The organism is Variovorax sp. PvP013, assembly GCF_050435945.1.
GTDB lineage: Bacteria > Pseudomonadota > Gammaproteobacteria > Burkholderiales > Burkholderiaceae_C > Variovorax.
This window is the reverse complement of record NZ_JBNDLF010000011.1, coordinates 115325-129618: the sequence shown is the minus strand read 5'-3', so window position 1 is coordinate 129618 and position 14294 is coordinate 115325. Positions and strand designations below refer to the sequence as shown.

Here is a 14294-nt window from a genome sequence, read left to right as displayed (position 1 = left end):
GCGGTCACGCAGCTGGACCAAGCCACGCAGCAGAACGCCGCGCTGGTCGAGCAGAGCGCGGCGGCCGCCGAGAGCATGCGCTTCCAGGCCGAGCAACTGGTGCAGGCCGTGGGGGTGTTCCAGACCTCGGGCTCGGGTGCCAGCTCCCACGCGTCGGCGACGGCATCGGCGACGGCGAGCGCCTCGCGCGCCGCGCCCCGGAGCGTCGAGCACCGCGCCGTGGCGCCGGCCCGCAAGGCCTCGCCGGCGCGCAGGACCATCGCCGCGCCGATGGGCGCGCCGGCCTTCGCCCACGCGGGCGCAGGGGCCATCGCCCCCTCGCGTCCCGGCACCGACGACTGGGAGTCGTTCTGAATGCCCGACTCCGAAACGCCGAGCCCTTCGCCAGCCACGACCGCCACGACGCTCCGTGCGACGTGCTCGATGGCGTTCCGCAGCCGCGCAGACAGACACGAGGACGAACGATGGACCAAGAGAGAGATCCGATGATCGAGACGACCAGCGCCTTCCAGGCGAGCGAGTGCGTGCGCCGGCCCACCCGGCGCGAGACCGGGGCGACGCCATCGGCCAGGCCCTCGGCGACGGCCAGGACGCCTCGCGGCGGCGCCCTCCACGCGGGCGGCCGCGCGGTGTCGGCGAGGAGCGCGGGCGACCACGGCGACGGCTGCGGCACCGGTCACCTCGCATCGCGGAGGCCGGCATGACGTCGAGCGTCGTCGCATCGCCGTCGTCGTCGCCGTCCGTGCGGTCGGCGCCTTCGCCACGGATCCCGCCGACCCCGTCGAGGACGTCGGTGCCCTCGGCGTCGTCGAACGCCGATGTGGCGGCGCTCGCCCTGCACTGCGGCCGGTCGCTGGTCGCGCACCTGCAGGATGCCGCCGCCGACCTGGGCGGCGCCGGCGCGCTGGCGAACGACGCGACGGCGGCGCTGCGCGGTCACCTCGCCGCGGCGCTCGCGGCGAACGCCGGGGCCGCGGACCCCGCCGAGTGCCGGCGCCACCTGGAGGCGGCGATGGCGGCGCTGCGATGCGAGGATGCCTCGAGCCAGCTGCTCGACAGCCTGCGGCGCAGGACGCTGCAGCTGGTCGACGTGGTGCGCTACGTGGTGATGCCCGGAAGGGACGATGCCGATCCCGGGCCGGTCGACGGCGACCGGACGGGCCGCGAGGACATGGCAGCCCGCCTGCGCCTGGCCGTCGTGGCCATGGAGGCCGGCATCGAGCGGTCCGGTCCGGTCGCGCGGCCGCACGCCGTCGCGGGGCCGGTCGAGCGTTTGTGAAGGCGCGCCGGGCGTGCGCCCGGCGTCCGGTCTTTGGTGTTCGGTGTCCTGCGTTTCGCGCAACGCCCCGGCGTCCTTGGGTCCCTGTCCCGCCCGTTCCTCGTTCGAGAGACGCATCGAGCCTCCTCGACCCCGGTGCGACGGAACCGGTAGAGTGTTCAGGTTGTGAACTTTCTCACTCAGTCGTCAATAAATGATACTTTGGTTTCATTTATATCATTTTAGGACGTATCATTTCGTTCGGGTCGATTTCCAGCAATTCCCAACCAGATCGATCACCGGAGCCAGACACCATGAACCCAGTCCCGTCGATGTCATCGAGCGGTTTTTCCAACTCCGCCTGGCAGGCCCTCGAGCGTGCCGCGGTCAAGCGCCGTTCCGCGGCCACCGTCCTCAGGTTGCTGACCAGGCTGGTGCAACCCACGGGATCGGCACGGTCGGCCGACGCGGTGCGTCCGCACGGCGCGCTGCCGCCGCGGTCGATGGAAACCTCGCTGCCGCATGCCATCGACGCGCCGTTCGAACAATGGGCGGCTCTCACGGATGCCTATGCCGAGCAGTTCCTGCGCATGCAGCGTGGCGACAAGACCGCCCGTGACAAGGCGATGTGCCTGTCGAACGCCATGCTGCGCATGAACGAGGCCATGAAATGCGAGGCGTGACGCCCCGCGCCGCCTCAGGAGCCGCCGGTGGGCGACGCGTGCGCCCGGCAGAGCGAATCGACGTGGGCATGCAGGTGTCGCCAACGTGAGGCCAGCGTCGGGAAGACCTCGTCCGCCGTCACGGCCTGTTCGAGTTGCCGGGCCATGACGTGGCCCTGCGTGCTGCCCATGAGCTGCAGCACCGATTTGAGGTTGTGCGCCACGCGCCGCAATGCGTTCGCGTCGTGTCCGGCGCAGGCCGCGTCGCCGGCCTCCAGGTCGCCGGGGAGCTGTTCCAGACAGCTGGCGAAGAATTCGTCGAACAGCCCCGGACGCCCGCCGAAATGCGCCTCGATGGCGCGTTCGCGCTGCGTGGCCGAGATCCGCGGCACGACCACGGGCCGGGCCTCGGCGGGTTCGTCGCGGACGTCGATGGCCTGCTTCACGCAGGCGACCAGATCGGCGTAGGGCACCGGCTTGTCCAGCATCCGGAACACATCCAGCCGGCTCGCCATGGCACGCACCGGGGCCGTGATGCCGGCACTGAGGATCACGATGCGCAGGTCGAGGTGGCGCTCGTCGCCGCGCAGGACGTGGAACAGGTCCATCGCATTGCCATCGGGCAGCATCAGGTCGGAGATGAACAGGTCGATGTGCGCCGAATGCAGCACCTGCAGGGCTTCCGCGATCGAGGTTGCGTGGATCATCCGGATGGGAAGTTCTCCGAGCGCCATGTCGATGAAGCGCCGGATCAGCGCGTCGTCCTCGAGCACCAGGACGAGGATCGGCGCCGTCACGGGCGCACGGGGACGGGCCACCCCGTCAATTCCCGGATGCGCTGGGGGAGGTCGGTGACGATGCGCGACTTGTGCACGATGGGAACGTCCTCCAGCGCGAACATGTAGGGTCCCAGGTCGGCCTCGGCGAGCGAGGTCAGGACGATCAAACGGCTCTCCGCGAACTGCATGTGGGAGCGCAGGCTCGAGATCAGCGTGGCGCCGTCCATGCCGGGCAGCAGGATGTCGACGATCAGCAGCGTGGGCTGCAGCTGGCCGGCCATGGCCAGGCCGGCGAAGCCGTCGTCCGCGACGAAGACCTCGAATTCGGGAAAATCGTTCCTCAGCAGCATCGAAGCGAGCTTCTGATAGTGCTTGGAATCCTCGATCAGCAGGACCTTGACCTTGCCGCCCGCCGATGCCTTCGAGGCCGGCTTGTCGACGGTGCGCCGCTCACCGGTCCCCTCCTGGCGGCGCTGCAGAAAGGCCTCCACGGACGCCCGGCTGATCCGCCGGTGGCCGCCGGCCGTCTTCCAGGCCGCCAGTTCGCCGCGGTCGACCATCAGTTGCACCGAACGGATCGCCAGCCCCAGGAGGCGCGCGACGTCCCGCGTGCTGTAGTCGGTGTCCGGAGGATTCGAGGGCAGGTTCATGGGTTGCGTGAATTCTGCCCCAGAAGCCATCGAAACGGTAAATTTGATTCTCTACAAATATATCACTTCTAGCGATAATCCGATTTTGTCCCAAGTCCCTCGCCGGGGTCCATCATGAACAGCATCCTGATCGTCGACGATCACTCCGACATCCGCAGACTCATCCGCATGACGCTGGAATTCGCCGGCCACGGCACCCAGGTCTCCGAGGCCGGCGACGGCGAGGCCGGGCTGACGATGGCGCGCAGGCTGCGCCCGGACGTCGTGATCACGGACGTGATGATGCCCGGCGCCACCAACGGACTGAGCCTGTGCCAGACCCTGAAATCGGATCCCGAGATGTCGGGCACCGCCATCATCATGATCTCCGCCAAGGGCCGCGCGGAAGACCGCCTCGCGGGACTGGAAGCGGGTGCGGAGGCCTACCTGGTCAAGCCCTTCAGCCCGCTCGAACTGGTCAAGACGCTGGAACGCCTGGGCTGCTGCGCATGAACGCGCCGCAGCCCGTGGGCGACACGCGCTTCGACGCCGCCGCGGCGGCCCAGATGGAGACGCTCGTGGCCGACCTCGGGCAGATGTACCAGGAGCGCAACGAGGCGTTGCGCGAGGTCGTCGCCGCGCACCAGGACACGCTCTACAAGCTCGCCCTGGCGGCCGAGTACAAGGACGACGACACGGGGGTCCACATCGTGCGCATCGGCGTGCTGGCCGAGGCCCTGGCCCTCGCGCTCGGCCAGAGCCGCACCTGGTCGGCCATGCTGCGCCGGGCGGCGCCGATGCACGACATCGGCAAGATCGGCATCCCCGACGCCATCCTCAAGAAGCCGGGCGGCTTCACGCAGGAGGAGCGCCAGGAGATGAACCGGCATTCGGAGATCGGCGCGGAGATCCTGGGCCAGTCGCGCGTGCCGCTGTTCCAGATGGCGGCCGAGATCTCGCTGTTCCATCACGAGCGCTTCGACGGCAGGGGCTATCCGAAGGGGGTCGCGGGCACCGACATCCCCTTGGTCGGCCGCATCGTCGCGGTGGTGGATTTCTTCGACGCGCTGTCGATGGCGCGCTGCTACCGGCCCGCCTTCTTCGACGAGCAGGTCAAGAGCATGCTGCTCGACGAGCGCGGCAACGCCTTCGATCCCCGGATCGTCGACGTGCTGATGGACAACTGGGAGTCGTTCGTCGCCTTGCGCGACCGGGTCACGGAGAGCCGCATCACCTTCCGGGACCTCATCCAGGCGCCCGGCCACGAATGGAGCCTGACATGACCCGCGCATCGTTCGCCGCGACCGGCGCGACGTGCGTCCTCGCCGTCGCCGCCTGCCTGTCGCCGTCCGACGGTCTGGCCGGGCCGGTGGCCGACGGGGTGGCCCGGTCGGGCACGGTGCGCGTGTGCATCTGGCCGGACTACTACGGCGTCACCTACCGCGACCCGCGCAGCCAGGTCCTCAGCGGCATCGACGCCGACCTCTCGGCGCAACTGGCGCAGGACCTGCGCGTCCGGCTCCGGCACGTCGACTCGTCCTTCGCGACGCTGATCCAGGACCTGGAGAGCGACAAGTGCGACGTGGCGATGTTCGCCATCGGCGTCCTGCCGCGGCGACTCGAACGGCTGCGCTTCACGAGCCCCTACCTGAGCAGCGACATCTACGGCGTCACGACCCGGGGCAACCGCGTGGTGCGGGGCTGGGAGGACATCGACAAGCCCGGCGTGCAGGTGGGCGTGCAGGCCGGCACCTTCATGGAGCCGGTCATGGCACAGGCGCTCAAGCAGGCCCGGATGGTGGTGGTGAAGCCGCCGACGACGCGCGAGCGCGAGCTCGAATCGGGTCGCATCGACGTCTTCATGAGCGACTATCCGTACAGCCGGCGGCTGCTGGACAACGCGGACTGGGCCGAGCTGGTGAGTCCGCCCGGACCGTTCCACGTGCTGCCCTACGCCTATGCCGTCAGGCCCGGCGACGACGCCTGGCTGCAGACGATCGAGAAGTTCGTCGAACGCATCAAGGCCGACGGCCGGCTGGACGCGGCCGCGCGCCGCAACGGCCTGTCCGCCATCGTCGTGCGCTGAGCCCGATGAGGACGCCGCGAACGTCGCAGGAGCCGGGGGATCGCCGGTGGTCCTCGCCGCGACGCGTGCTCCTGGGCGGGCTGGCGCTGGCGGTCCTCATGCTGGTGACCTCGGCCGCCATCTTCGTGAAGGTCCGCGCGTCCGTCGTCGAGGAGCAGCAGAAGCGCAATGCGCTCTATGCGCGCGTGCTGGAGAACTACGTCACGCGCAGCGTCGACACCGTCGGGCTGGCGCTCGCGGGCATCGCCAGCGACCTGGGCGTGCCCCTGACGGCCACGGGCAAGGCGGTCTCGTCGAACCTGCGCCAGATCCTCGTGAGCCTGCCGCAGCTGCGCTCGCTGGCCGTCGTCCAGCCCAACGGCCTGGTGACGGCGGCGAGCGACGAGGCCGACGTCGGACGCCGGATCGACATGACCCGGCTGGGGCCGCCGCCCGCGTCCTCGCGCCCCGGCATCGGCAGCTACGTGCCCGGGAGGGGACTGTCGTCGATCGCGCTGGGCAGCCGCTCCGCGGTCTCGCCCGGCGCGATCGGCTTCATCCCGGTCATGCAGCGCGTGCGGCTGCCGTCCGGCGACGTCCTCGTGGTGGCGCTGCTGCATGCGGACGGCCTGGTCGGCCAGATGCGGCTGACGATCGACGACCCCACCAGCCGTGCCGCGCTCACCGGTCTCGACGGCCGCCTCTACGGCGACACGGCCGACGCGCTCCCCGGCACGTCGCTCGCCGATCACACCGTGTTCAAGGACTTCCTGCCACGCATCGAGCACGCGAATTTCGACGGTCCCGGCATCGACCCGGATCGCCAGACGGGGGCCTTCCGGGTGTCGAGCTCATGGCCGCTGGTCGTGATCGTCGAGCGGCCGCTGCAGCGCGTGACCTCGGCCTGGCTGCACAGCATCCGCGCGCAACTGGTCGTCGCGGCCTTCGCGGTGCTGGTGACCGTCGGACTGACGATCGTCGCCTCGCGCAGCCTCAAGGCCCGCGAGGAGGCCCGCCAGGGACGCAACCGGCTGCTCGCCAAGATCGCCCGCAGCGAGCAGGAGCTCAGCGTCATCGTGCGCAGCGTGCAGGAGTTCCTGTTCAGGACCGATGCCGAGGGCGTGCTGACCTTCGTCAACGCGCACTGGATGGAAGCCACCGGCGGATCGCAGCAGGCCATCCTGGGCACCCGGCTGGAGGAGGTCGTGGCGACGCAGGAGCGCCCGCGCGTCCAGGCGATGCTCGCGCCCGCGTCGAACGCCGGCGTGCGCACGGCGACCCTGACCTTCTGGGCGTCGACCGGGCATCCGCGGCGGGTCGACATCGCCCTGGTGCCGTTGCACGACGGCCAGCGACTGATCGGCTTCGCGGGCAGCGCCGTCGACATCACCGCGCGCGAGGAGGCCGAGGCCCGGCTGGCCCAGCAGCTCGCGTTCATGGCGCTGCTGCAGGACCTGAGTCCGCTGCCCACCACGATGCGCGACATGGCGGGCCAGCACGTGGAAGTCAACCGTGCCTGGCTGGAATTCTTCGGCCTCGGCAGGAGCGACGTGCTGGGAAAGGACAAATCCTGCATCGTGCAGGACGCCGAGCAGCGCTTCCACGAGGCGCAGGAACGGCGTCTGAGCGCCGCGGAACGGCACATCCAGTACGAGGCGACGTTCACGCGCAGCGACGGCGAACGGCGCGACATGCTGATCAACAAGGTGCTCGTGCCCGGTCGCGACGGCCGACCCCAGGGCATCCTGAGCACCTTCATGGACGTCACCGACCTGCGCGACGCGTCCCGGGCGACGCAGGAAGCGCGCGAGGCGGCCGAGGAGGCCTCGCGCGTCAAGAGCGAATTCATCGCCAACGTCAGCCACGAACTGCGCACGCCGCTGCAGTCGATCATCGGTTTTTCCGAACTCGGGGCCGGCCGCATGCGCCACGACGCCCTGGTCTCGGACATGTTCAGCGACATCCTGTCCTCGGGCCAGCGCATGCTGACGCTGGTCAACGACCTGCTGGACGTCGCCAAGATCGAGAGCGCCGTGGGCACCATCCACCTGGAACGCACCGACCTGCGACCCCTGCTGCGACTCGTCGTGCGCGAGCTGGCGCCCCTGATCGACGCCAAGCGTCTCGTCATCGACCTGCGCCTGCCGCCGGCGCCCGTGTCGACCAGGGTGGATCCGTTCCGGTTCCAGCAGGTCGTGCGCAACGTCCTGGCGAACGCGATCCGCTTCTCGGACGTCGGCGAATCGATCCAGGTCGGCGCCCGCTTCGCCTCGGACCAGAGCATCCACGTCTGGGTGCGCGATCGCGGCCCCGGCATCCCGGCGGGCGAACTCGAGGCCATCTTCGACGCCTTCGTCCAGTCGAGCAAGACCAAGGACGGCGCCGGCGGGACCGGGCTGGGGCTGGCGATCTGCCGCAAGATCCTCGACGCGCACCGCGGCACCATCAGCGCGCGCAACGTCGAGGGCGGCGGCGCTTGTTTCGACGTGCTCCTGCCGCCCAACGATTCCACCGATACCGTCCCCGGCGTCCTTGCCGAACCGGTGTGACATCCGGAGGCGCGGCTGGCAGCGAGTCAGGCGTTCCGCCTGCAACGCGTGCCGTCGCTCCCATGCATGCTGGCGTCCATGACGCATTCAAGAACCATGCAGATCGGCCGCTCGGACACGCGAGAGGCCCGACCGCCATGCACAAGCCAGATGAAGTTCAACTACCCCAGCCGCGGCGCGCGCTTCTTCAGCGCGCTGGATCGAATCCTGAAGGCGGTGGTCCGGCTGTTCCGCCGATGAGGCCGATCTCCTAGAGCAGCTGCTCGATGCGCACCGGCAGTTCGCGGATGCGCACGCCGGTGGCGTGGTGGATCGCATTGCAGATGGCGGCGTTGGTGCCCACGCAGCCCAGTTCGCCGATGCCCTTGATGCCCAGCGGATTGACCTCGCGGTCGGTCTCGGCGACGAGCAGCACCTCGACCTCGGGCACGTCGGCGTTCACCGGGATCAGGTACTCGGCCAGGTTGTCGTTGGTGTAGCGGGCATGGCGCCCGTCGATCTCGGTGGCCTCGTGCAAGGCCGAGCCCAGACCCCAGATCATCCCGCCCATCAGCTGGCTGCGCGCGGTGACCGGGTTGAGGATGGTGCCGGCCGCGAACGCCCCGACCATGCGCGAGACGCGCACCTCGCGCGTCAGGCGATGCACCCGCACCTCGACGAACTCGGCGCCGAAGGCGTACTTGACCGAATCCTTGTCAGCATGGCCGCCGCCGAAGGCGACCTTGCCCTGACGCAGGCCGGCCAGCGCGCCGGGCGGCACGTTCTTCGGCGCGTTGCCGACCGACGCCTCGGCCACGCCACCGTTGACGCGCGCCAGGGCCTTCGCGAGCGGTTCGCTGGTGCCGTCGGCCGCGTGCAGGGTGCCGGCGTCCAGGGTCAGCGTCGACGGGTCGCGTCCGCGCAGCGGGCCCGCGTCGTCGGCCACGGCGGCGCCGGCCAGCATCCGGCGCACCTCCGCGCAGGCCAGCGCGATGGCGTTGCAGATGCTGGCGGCGTTGTTGCTGCCGCCGGCCACCGGCGCCGGCGGCAGGCGGCTGTCGCCCAGACGCACCTCGATGCGCCCGACCGGCAGACCCAGCATCTGCGCCGCCGTCTGGGCGTAGACGGTGTAGGCGCCGGTGCCGATCTCGTGGCCCGCCACCTCCACCCGCGCGCCGGACTCGGTCAGCGCCACGCGCGCGAAGCAGGGCGCGATGTTGGACGGGTAGCAGGCCGTCGCGCAGCCCCAGCCGACCTGCCAGTCGCCGTCGGTCATCGACATCGGCCGCGGGTCGCGCCGGCGCCAGCCGAAGGCCGCGGCGGCGGCGTCGTAGCACTCGTTCAGGGAACGGCTGCTGTAAGGGCGTCGCTTGACCGGCTCGACCTGGGCGTCGTTCATGCGCCGCAGCCGCACCGGGTCGATGCCCAATGCGATGGCCAGCTCGTCCATCGCGCTCTCCAGCGCGAACATGTAGGGCACCTCGGCCGGCGCCCGCATGAAGCCGGGCGTGTTGCGGTCGGCGTGCTGCACCGTGACCTTGGAAGCGATGTTCGGGATCGCGTACATGCGCGCCGTGGTCTCGGTGCCGCCGACCTTGTAGGCGTCGGCCCGGCTGCTGAGTTCCTCGCCCTCGTGGACCAGCGCGGTGATGCGGCCGTCGCGCTCGGCGGCCAGCCGCACGCGATGCCGGGTCTCGGCCCGGTAGGTCGCGACGGTGAAGCTCTGGTCGCGCGTCGCCACCATCTTCACCGGCCGGCCGGTCCGCCGCGCGGCCAGCGCGATCAGGCCGGTGCGGTTGGTCAGCCCGCCCTTGGAGCCGAAGGCGCCGCCGACGAAGTGGCTCAGCACGCGCACCTTCGAGGGCTCGATGCGCAGGCTCGCCGCCAGCGCGTGCTGCAGGCCGACCATGAACTGGCTCGGCTCATGCACCGTCAGCGCGTCGCCGTTCCATTCGGCGGTGGTGGTGAACAGCTCCAGCGCGTTGTGGTGCTGGGTCGGCGTGGCGTAGCGCTGGTCGACCTTGACCGGCGCGGCGGCGAAGGCGGCCTCGGCGTCGCCGATCTCCGGGTTCTCGAAGCGGGCGTCGGACTTCACGACCTCCGCGACCAGCCCGGCGCTGTCGAAGGTGGCGCTCGGCGTCCGCCGGTCGTAGCGCACCCGCAGCCGGTGCGAGGCGTCGCGCGCCGTCTCGTAGCTCTCGGCCAGGATCACCGCGACGATCTGGCCGTCGTGGCTGATCTCGGGCGACGCCAGCACCGCGATCGAGGTCGAGCCGCCCCGGGACGGCGTCACCTGCTGCAGCTGGCCGGCGGTGTTGTGCCAGGTCAGGATGTCGACCACGCCGGGCAGCGCGCGCGCCTCGCGCTCGTCGATCTCCAGGATGCGGCCGAGCGCGATGGCGCTGGTGTGGAAGTAGGCGTGCAGCGGCGCGCGGACCGTCGCGTCGGAGCCGTAGGCGACGGCGCCCGTGACCTTGCGCCGGCCGTCGACACGCGGCACACCCGCGCCGATGCCGCCGGGAACCGACGCGGGATTGGGATCGGTGAAGGTGGACATCGTCAGATCCTCATGCCTTGGGCCTGCAGCAGCGCGCGCACCAGGGTGCGGCGCGCCAACTCGGGCTTGAAATCGTTGTGGCCGTGGGTCACGGCGCCGGCCAAGGCGGCGGCGGCGGCCGTGCGGGCGATGGCCTCGTCGAGCGGCCGGCCGCGCAGCACGGCCTCGGCCATCGTCGCGCGGTAGGGCGCGTAGTGGATGCCGCCCAGGCCGATGCGCGCGTCGCGCACCACGCCGTCGGCGCCCAGGTCGAGCGCCACGGCGGCCGAGGCGATGGCGAAGGCGTAGGACTGGCGGTCGCGCACCTTGACGTAGGTCGAGCGCCGCGTGTGCGGCCCGGCCGGGACGAACAGCGCCGTGATCAGCTCGCCCGGCCGCAGCACGGTCTCGATCTCCGGGGTGTCGGCGCGCGGCAGGTGCAGCCGGGCGAACGGGATCGTGCGCGCTCCGGCGGCGCCCAACGTCTCGACCTGGCCGTCCAGCGCGATCAGCGCCTGCGCGAAGTCGCCGGGATAGCTGGCGATGCACTTGTCGGTCGTGCCCAGCACGGCGTGGATGCGGTTGACGCCCTCCAGCGCGGCGCAGCCGCTGCCGGGGCTGCGCTTGTTGCAGGCTTCGTAGCTGGTGTCGCGGAAGTACGAGCAGCGCGTGCGCTGCAGCAGGTTGCCGCCCAGGCTGGCCATGTTGCGCAGTTGCCCGCTGGCGGCGAGCTGCAGGCTCTCGGCGACCACCGGGTAGTCGCGCAGCACGCCGGGGTCGGCGGCGACGTCGGCCATGCGCGCCAGCGCGCCCAGCCGCAGGCCGCGCGGCGTGAGTTCGATGCCGCCGTGGCGCGCCTGAAGGGGATTGATGTCGATCACCGTGCGCGGGCGCATGACGTCGAGCTTCATCAGGTCGAGCAGCGTGGTGCCACCGGCGAGGTAGACGGCGGCGTCGTCCCCGCGCCGGTCGGCGCCGCCGGGACGGGCGGCGGCGGCGCGCACGGCACCGGGGGCGTCGGCGCTCTGCTGGAAGTCGAAGGGGCGCATGGTCAGGCTCCCTTTGCGGCCGGTGTCGGGGCCGGGACCGACGATGGTGACGCCATGCGCCCGCGCGCGTCCCGGATCGCCGCGACGATGTTCGGGTAGGCGGCGCAGCGGCACAGGTTGCCGCTCATGCCCTCGCGGATGGCGTCGTCGCTGCCGGCGCGGCCTTCCCGGACCAGCGCCACGGCGCTCATGATCTGGCCCGGCGTGCAGAAGCCGCACTGGTAGGCGTCGTGGTCGAGGAAGGCCTGCTGCATCGGATGCAGGGTGTCGCCGTCGGCCAGGCCCTCGATGGTGGTGATCGCCTTGCCCTGGACCGCGATGGCCAGCGTCAGGCAGCCCAGCACCCGGCGGCCGTCGACGTGGACGGTGCAGGCGCCGCACTGGCCGTGGTCGCAGCCCTTCTTGCTGCCGGTGACGCCGAGGTGCTCGCGCAGGGCGTCGAGCAGCGTGGTGCGCACGTCGGCCTCGAAGCGGCGCGGCCGGCCGTTGACCGTCAGGGTCAGCGGCACGCGGCCGTCGACCATGGGAACCGACGCGGCCGGCGCCGGTCGGCCGGGCGGCGTGGCCGCCTGCGCCGGGGCGGCGGCGACCTGCGCCGTGAGGGCCCCCACGGCGCTCATCCCCGAGCCGAGCAGCGAGCGTCGGCTCAGCTGGAAATCCGATGGGGGCTGTTTCTCGATCGTCATCGTGGTCTCCGTTTTCTCGCGGTTCGCGGCGACGGGGCCGGCGGGAACCCGCGCGCGGCCAGCATAGCCATTGACGCCGAAGCGTGCTGACGGAGGGGCGGAGAGGCGGCGGTGCGATCGGCGGCGGGTCGACCGCGATGCGCGCGAGCGAGGGAATCTGCTGAGTGCGTCCCCCGGACCGGCGCGCAGAATCGCGCGGCCTTCCAACGACCAGGAGACACGGCGTGCACACAGGATCGATCCGAACGTTCAGGGCGGGCGGTGCGCTCGCGGCAGTCCGGCACTCGCCGGTCCCCGGGCCGGCCGCGCTGGCCGCGATCCTCGGCGCGATGGTGCTCGCGGCCTGCGGGGGCAGCGACGACGGCGCCACCGGCACGGCGACGGGGCCCGTCCCCGTTCCCGACCCCGGTGCGGTCGTGGCGGCGCCCGTCGCCTGCGAGGGGCTGACCCGGGTCGTGTCGGAGGCCTCGACGATCACCTCCGCCGTGGCGGTGGTGTCCGAGACCACGATCGGCGGCGTCAACGTCGGCACGCGCATGTGCCGCGTGCAGGGCGTGGCGAAGCCCTCTAGCGACTCCGAGATCAAGTTCGAGGTCTGGCTGCCCGCCACGGAGGCGGCCTGGACCGGCCGCTTCAAGCTCAACGGCACCGGCGGCTACGCCGGCGCGATCCCCTACGCGCGCCTGGCGCAGGACATCGGCGACGGCATGGTGACGGCGGGCAGCAACATGGGCCACGACGGCGGCGAGTCGGCCGACTGGACGCTCAACCACCCCGAGAAGGTCAAGGACTGGGGCCTGCGCTCGCACTACTACGTCGCCACCGCGGCCAAGGCCGTGACGCAGGCCTTCTATGCCCGGCCGGTGGCGCATGCGTACTTCGAGGGCTGCTCCAACGGCGGCCGTCAGGCCATGATGATGGCCCAGCGCTATCCGGCCCTGTTCGACGGCATCGCGGCCGGCGCGCCGTCGCAGTTCTACCCCGACCTGCTGCTGTGGCTGACGTGGACCGGCAAGGCGCTGACCCCGGTGGCGGGGCAGCCGAGCGTGCTGCCGGTGGCCAAGCGGCAGTTGCTGAGCCAGGCGTCGCATGCCGCCTGCGACACCGGCGACGGTCTGGCCGACGGCCAGATCACCCATCCCCGCGTCTGCGCCTTCGAGCCGGCCGCGCTGCGATGCACGAGCGCCGACACCAACGCCTGCCTGACCGATCCGGAGCTGGCCGCGGCGAAGGCCATGTACGGCGGCAGCCGGTCGTCCGGCGGCATCCAGCGCTACGGCGGCGCGATGCCGGGTTCCGAGGCCGTGTGGGATCCCCTGTTCGCCGACAACGGCGGCTACGGACCCTTCATCGGCCACTACGTCTATTCGGTGAATTCACCGCCCTTCGACTGGCGGCGCGACCTGAACTGGGACGACCAGTACGACGTCATCAAGGCCGCGCTCACGCCCGTGACGGCGGCGCCCAGCCCCGACCTGACGGCCTTCAAGGCGCGCGGCGGCAAGCTGATCCAGTTCCACGGCTGGAACGATCCCGTCGTCACGCCCCAGGGCTCGGTCGCCTACTACAACGCGCTGATCCAGTTCGAGAAGCTCAAGGCGCTGCCGCGCGAGCGCTACGACGCGGAGGTCGCCGCGCTCACGGGCGCGCAGGTGACGGCGGACTCGCTGAACCTGGCAGCGTCCATCCAGGACTACCACCGGCTCTTCATGGCGCCCGAGGTCGGGCACTGCGGCGGCGGCACCGGCCCCTCGGCGATCGGCGGCGGATTCACCGAGCCGGCCAAGGCGCAGCGCGTGCCCGAGTCCCACGTCGTGAGCGCGCTGGCGCGCTGGGTGGAGCAGGGCGTCGCGCCCACCGCCATCGTCGCCACCCGCTACAGCGCCGACGGGACGTCGATCACGCGCCAGCGCCCGATCTGCGCCTATCCGCAGGCGGCCGTCTACCGCGGCAGCGGCGACGTGAACGCCGCCGCCAGCTTCCAGTGCGTCACCTCCCCGGCCGCCCAGCTGCCCACGGACGCGACCGACCTGCTGCTGATCCGCAATTCGATGCGGCAGCGGGACGTGCTGACGCCGGTGCGCTGAATGGAGCGTGCGCCG

13 protein-coding genes and 1 pseudogene are annotated in these 14294 nt (G+C 71.2%); 9 read left to right on the top strand and 5 right to left on the bottom strand.

All coding sequences use genetic code 11. From position 1 onward, the window contains the following. The 4 genes and pseudogenes from ABID77_RS20580 to ABID77_RS20565 form a co-directional block, all read left to right on the top strand. A pseudogene (locus ABID77_RS20580) lies at positions 1 to 354 on the top strand (methyl-accepting chemotaxis protein); the annotation flags it as partial. A 131-nt stretch (positions 355 to 485) separates the two neighbouring features. Continuing rightward, positions 486 to 704: a hypothetical protein gene (locus ABID77_RS20575; RefSeq protein ID WP_429599915.1), complete on the top strand. Its 219-nt coding sequence runs from the start codon at positions 486 to 488 to the stop codon at positions 702 to 704. Next, positions 701 to 1279 carry a hypothetical protein gene (locus tag ABID77_RS20570; RefSeq protein WP_429599912.1) on the top strand — a complete coding sequence of 193 codons (579 nt, stop codon included), beginning with the start codon at positions 701 to 703 and terminating at the stop codon, positions 1277 to 1279. The genes ABID77_RS20575 and ABID77_RS20570 overlap by 4 nt, the downstream gene beginning before the upstream one ends. Positions 1280 to 1572: 293 nt before the next feature. Continuing rightward, positions 1573 to 1941, top strand: a complete 369-nt coding sequence (locus tag ABID77_RS20565) for a hypothetical protein (RefSeq protein WP_429599910.1) — start codon at positions 1573 to 1575, stop codon at positions 1939 to 1941. Between the two features lie 14 nt (positions 1942 to 1955). Here the strand turns inward: ABID77_RS20565 and ABID77_RS20560 are convergent, their stop codons facing one another. Continuing rightward, positions 1956 to 2738: an Hpt domain-containing response regulator gene (locus tag ABID77_RS20560; protein WP_429599907.1), complete on the bottom strand. Its 783-nt coding sequence runs from the start codon at positions 2736 to 2738 to the stop codon at positions 1956 to 1958. After that, positions 2714 to 3349: a response regulator gene (locus ABID77_RS20555; RefSeq protein WP_429599904.1), complete on the bottom strand. Its 636-nt coding sequence runs from the start codon at positions 3347 to 3349 to the stop codon at positions 2714 to 2716. The genes ABID77_RS20560 and ABID77_RS20555 overlap by 25 nt, the downstream gene beginning before the upstream one ends. Before the next feature lie 114 nt (positions 3350 to 3463). Here ABID77_RS20555 and ABID77_RS20550 point away from each other — a divergent pair, with 114 nt between their 5' ends. The 4 genes from ABID77_RS20550 to ABID77_RS20535 are packed head-to-tail and all read left to right on the top strand — an operon-like array spanning position 3464 to position 7942. After that, entirely contained in the window at positions 3464 to 3841 is a 378-nt protein-coding gene (locus ABID77_RS20550; RefSeq protein WP_429599901.1) for a response regulator transcription factor, read from the top strand. Further along, positions 3838 to 4611 (top strand): HD-GYP domain-containing protein, encoded by a 774-nt coding sequence (locus ABID77_RS20545; protein ID WP_429599898.1) that lies wholly within the window; start codon positions 3838 to 3840, stop codon positions 4609 to 4611. The genes ABID77_RS20550 and ABID77_RS20545 overlap by 4 nt, the downstream gene beginning before the upstream one ends. Then, positions 4608 to 5414: an ABC transporter substrate-binding protein gene (locus tag ABID77_RS20540; protein WP_429599896.1), complete on the top strand. Its 807-nt coding sequence runs from the start codon at positions 4608 to 4610 to the stop codon at positions 5412 to 5414. Before ABID77_RS20545 ends, ABID77_RS20540 begins: the two co-directional genes overlap by 4 nt. 5 nt (positions 5415 to 5419) lie before the next feature. Beyond that, positions 5420 to 7942, top strand: coding sequence for a PAS domain-containing sensor histidine kinase (locus ABID77_RS20535; RefSeq protein WP_429599893.1), 2523 nt, complete (start codon positions 5420 to 5422; stop codon positions 7940 to 7942). A 250-nt stretch (positions 7943 to 8192) separates the two neighbouring features. Here the strand turns inward: ABID77_RS20535 and ABID77_RS20530 are convergent, their stop codons facing one another. The 3 genes from ABID77_RS20530 to ABID77_RS20520 are packed head-to-tail and all read right to left on the bottom strand — an operon-like array spanning position 8193 to position 12192. Continuing rightward, positions 8193 to 10478 carry a xanthine dehydrogenase family protein molybdopterin-binding subunit gene (locus ABID77_RS20530; RefSeq protein WP_429599890.1) on the bottom strand — a complete coding sequence of 762 codons (2286 nt, stop codon included), beginning with the start codon at positions 10476 to 10478 and terminating at the stop codon, positions 8193 to 8195. A gap of 2 nt (positions 10479 to 10480) precedes the next feature. Beyond that, positions 10481 to 11506, bottom strand: a complete 1026-nt coding sequence (locus ABID77_RS20525; RefSeq protein ID WP_429599887.1) for an FAD binding domain-containing protein — start codon at positions 11504 to 11506, stop codon at positions 10481 to 10483. Positions 11507 to 11508: 2 nt separating this feature from the next. After that, entirely contained in the window at positions 11509 to 12192 is a 684-nt protein-coding gene (locus tag ABID77_RS20520) for a (2Fe-2S)-binding protein (RefSeq protein WP_429599884.1), read from the bottom strand. A gap of 224 nt (positions 12193 to 12416) precedes the next feature. On the opposite strand from ABID77_RS20520, the gene ABID77_RS20515 reads away from it, so the two are divergent. After that, on the top strand, positions 12417 to 14279 hold the full coding sequence (locus ABID77_RS20515) for a tannase/feruloyl esterase family alpha/beta hydrolase (RefSeq protein WP_429599881.1): 1863 nt from the start codon (positions 12417 to 12419) through the stop codon (positions 14277 to 14279). Positions 14280 to 14294 lie beyond the last annotated feature (15 nt).

Bases quoted from the DNA above. Each gene is read 5' to 3' on its own strand.
- ABID77_RS20575 (WP_429599915.1), top strand. From the start codon at position 486: ATGATCGAGACGACCAGCGCCTTCCAGGCGAGCGAGTGCGTGCGCCGG.
- ABID77_RS20570 (WP_429599912.1), top strand. From the start codon at position 701: ATGACGTCGAGCGTCGTCGCATCGCCGTCGTCGTCGCCGTCCGTGCGG.
- ABID77_RS20565 (WP_429599910.1), top strand. From the start codon at position 1,573: ATGAACCCAGTCCCGTCGATGTCATCGAGCGGTTTTTCCAACTCCGCC.
- ABID77_RS20555 (WP_429599904.1), bottom strand. From the start codon at position 3,349: ATGAACCTGCCCTCGAATCCTCCGGACACCGACTACAGCACGCGGGAC.
- ABID77_RS20550 (WP_429599901.1), top strand. From the start codon at position 3,464: ATGAACAGCATCCTGATCGTCGACGATCACTCCGACATCCGCAGACTC.
- ABID77_RS20545 (WP_429599898.1), top strand. From the start codon at position 3,838: ATGAACGCGCCGCAGCCCGTGGGCGACACGCGCTTCGACGCCGCCGCG.
- ABID77_RS20540 (WP_429599896.1), top strand. From the start codon at position 4,608: ATGACCCGCGCATCGTTCGCCGCGACCGGCGCGACGTGCGTCCTCGCC.
- ABID77_RS20535 (WP_429599893.1), top strand. From the start codon at position 5,420: ATGAGGACGCCGCGAACGTCGCAGGAGCCGGGGGATCGCCGGTGGTCC.
- ABID77_RS20530 (WP_429599890.1), bottom strand. From the start codon at position 10,478: ATGTCCACCTTCACCGATCCCAATCCCGCGTCGGTTCCCGGCGGCATC.
- ABID77_RS20525 (WP_429599887.1), bottom strand. From the start codon at position 11,506: ATGCGCCCCTTCGACTTCCAGCAGAGCGCCGACGCCCCCGGTGCCGTG.
- ABID77_RS20520 (WP_429599884.1), bottom strand. From the start codon at position 12,192: ATGACGATCGAGAAACAGCCCCCATCGGATTTCCAGCTGAGCCGACGC.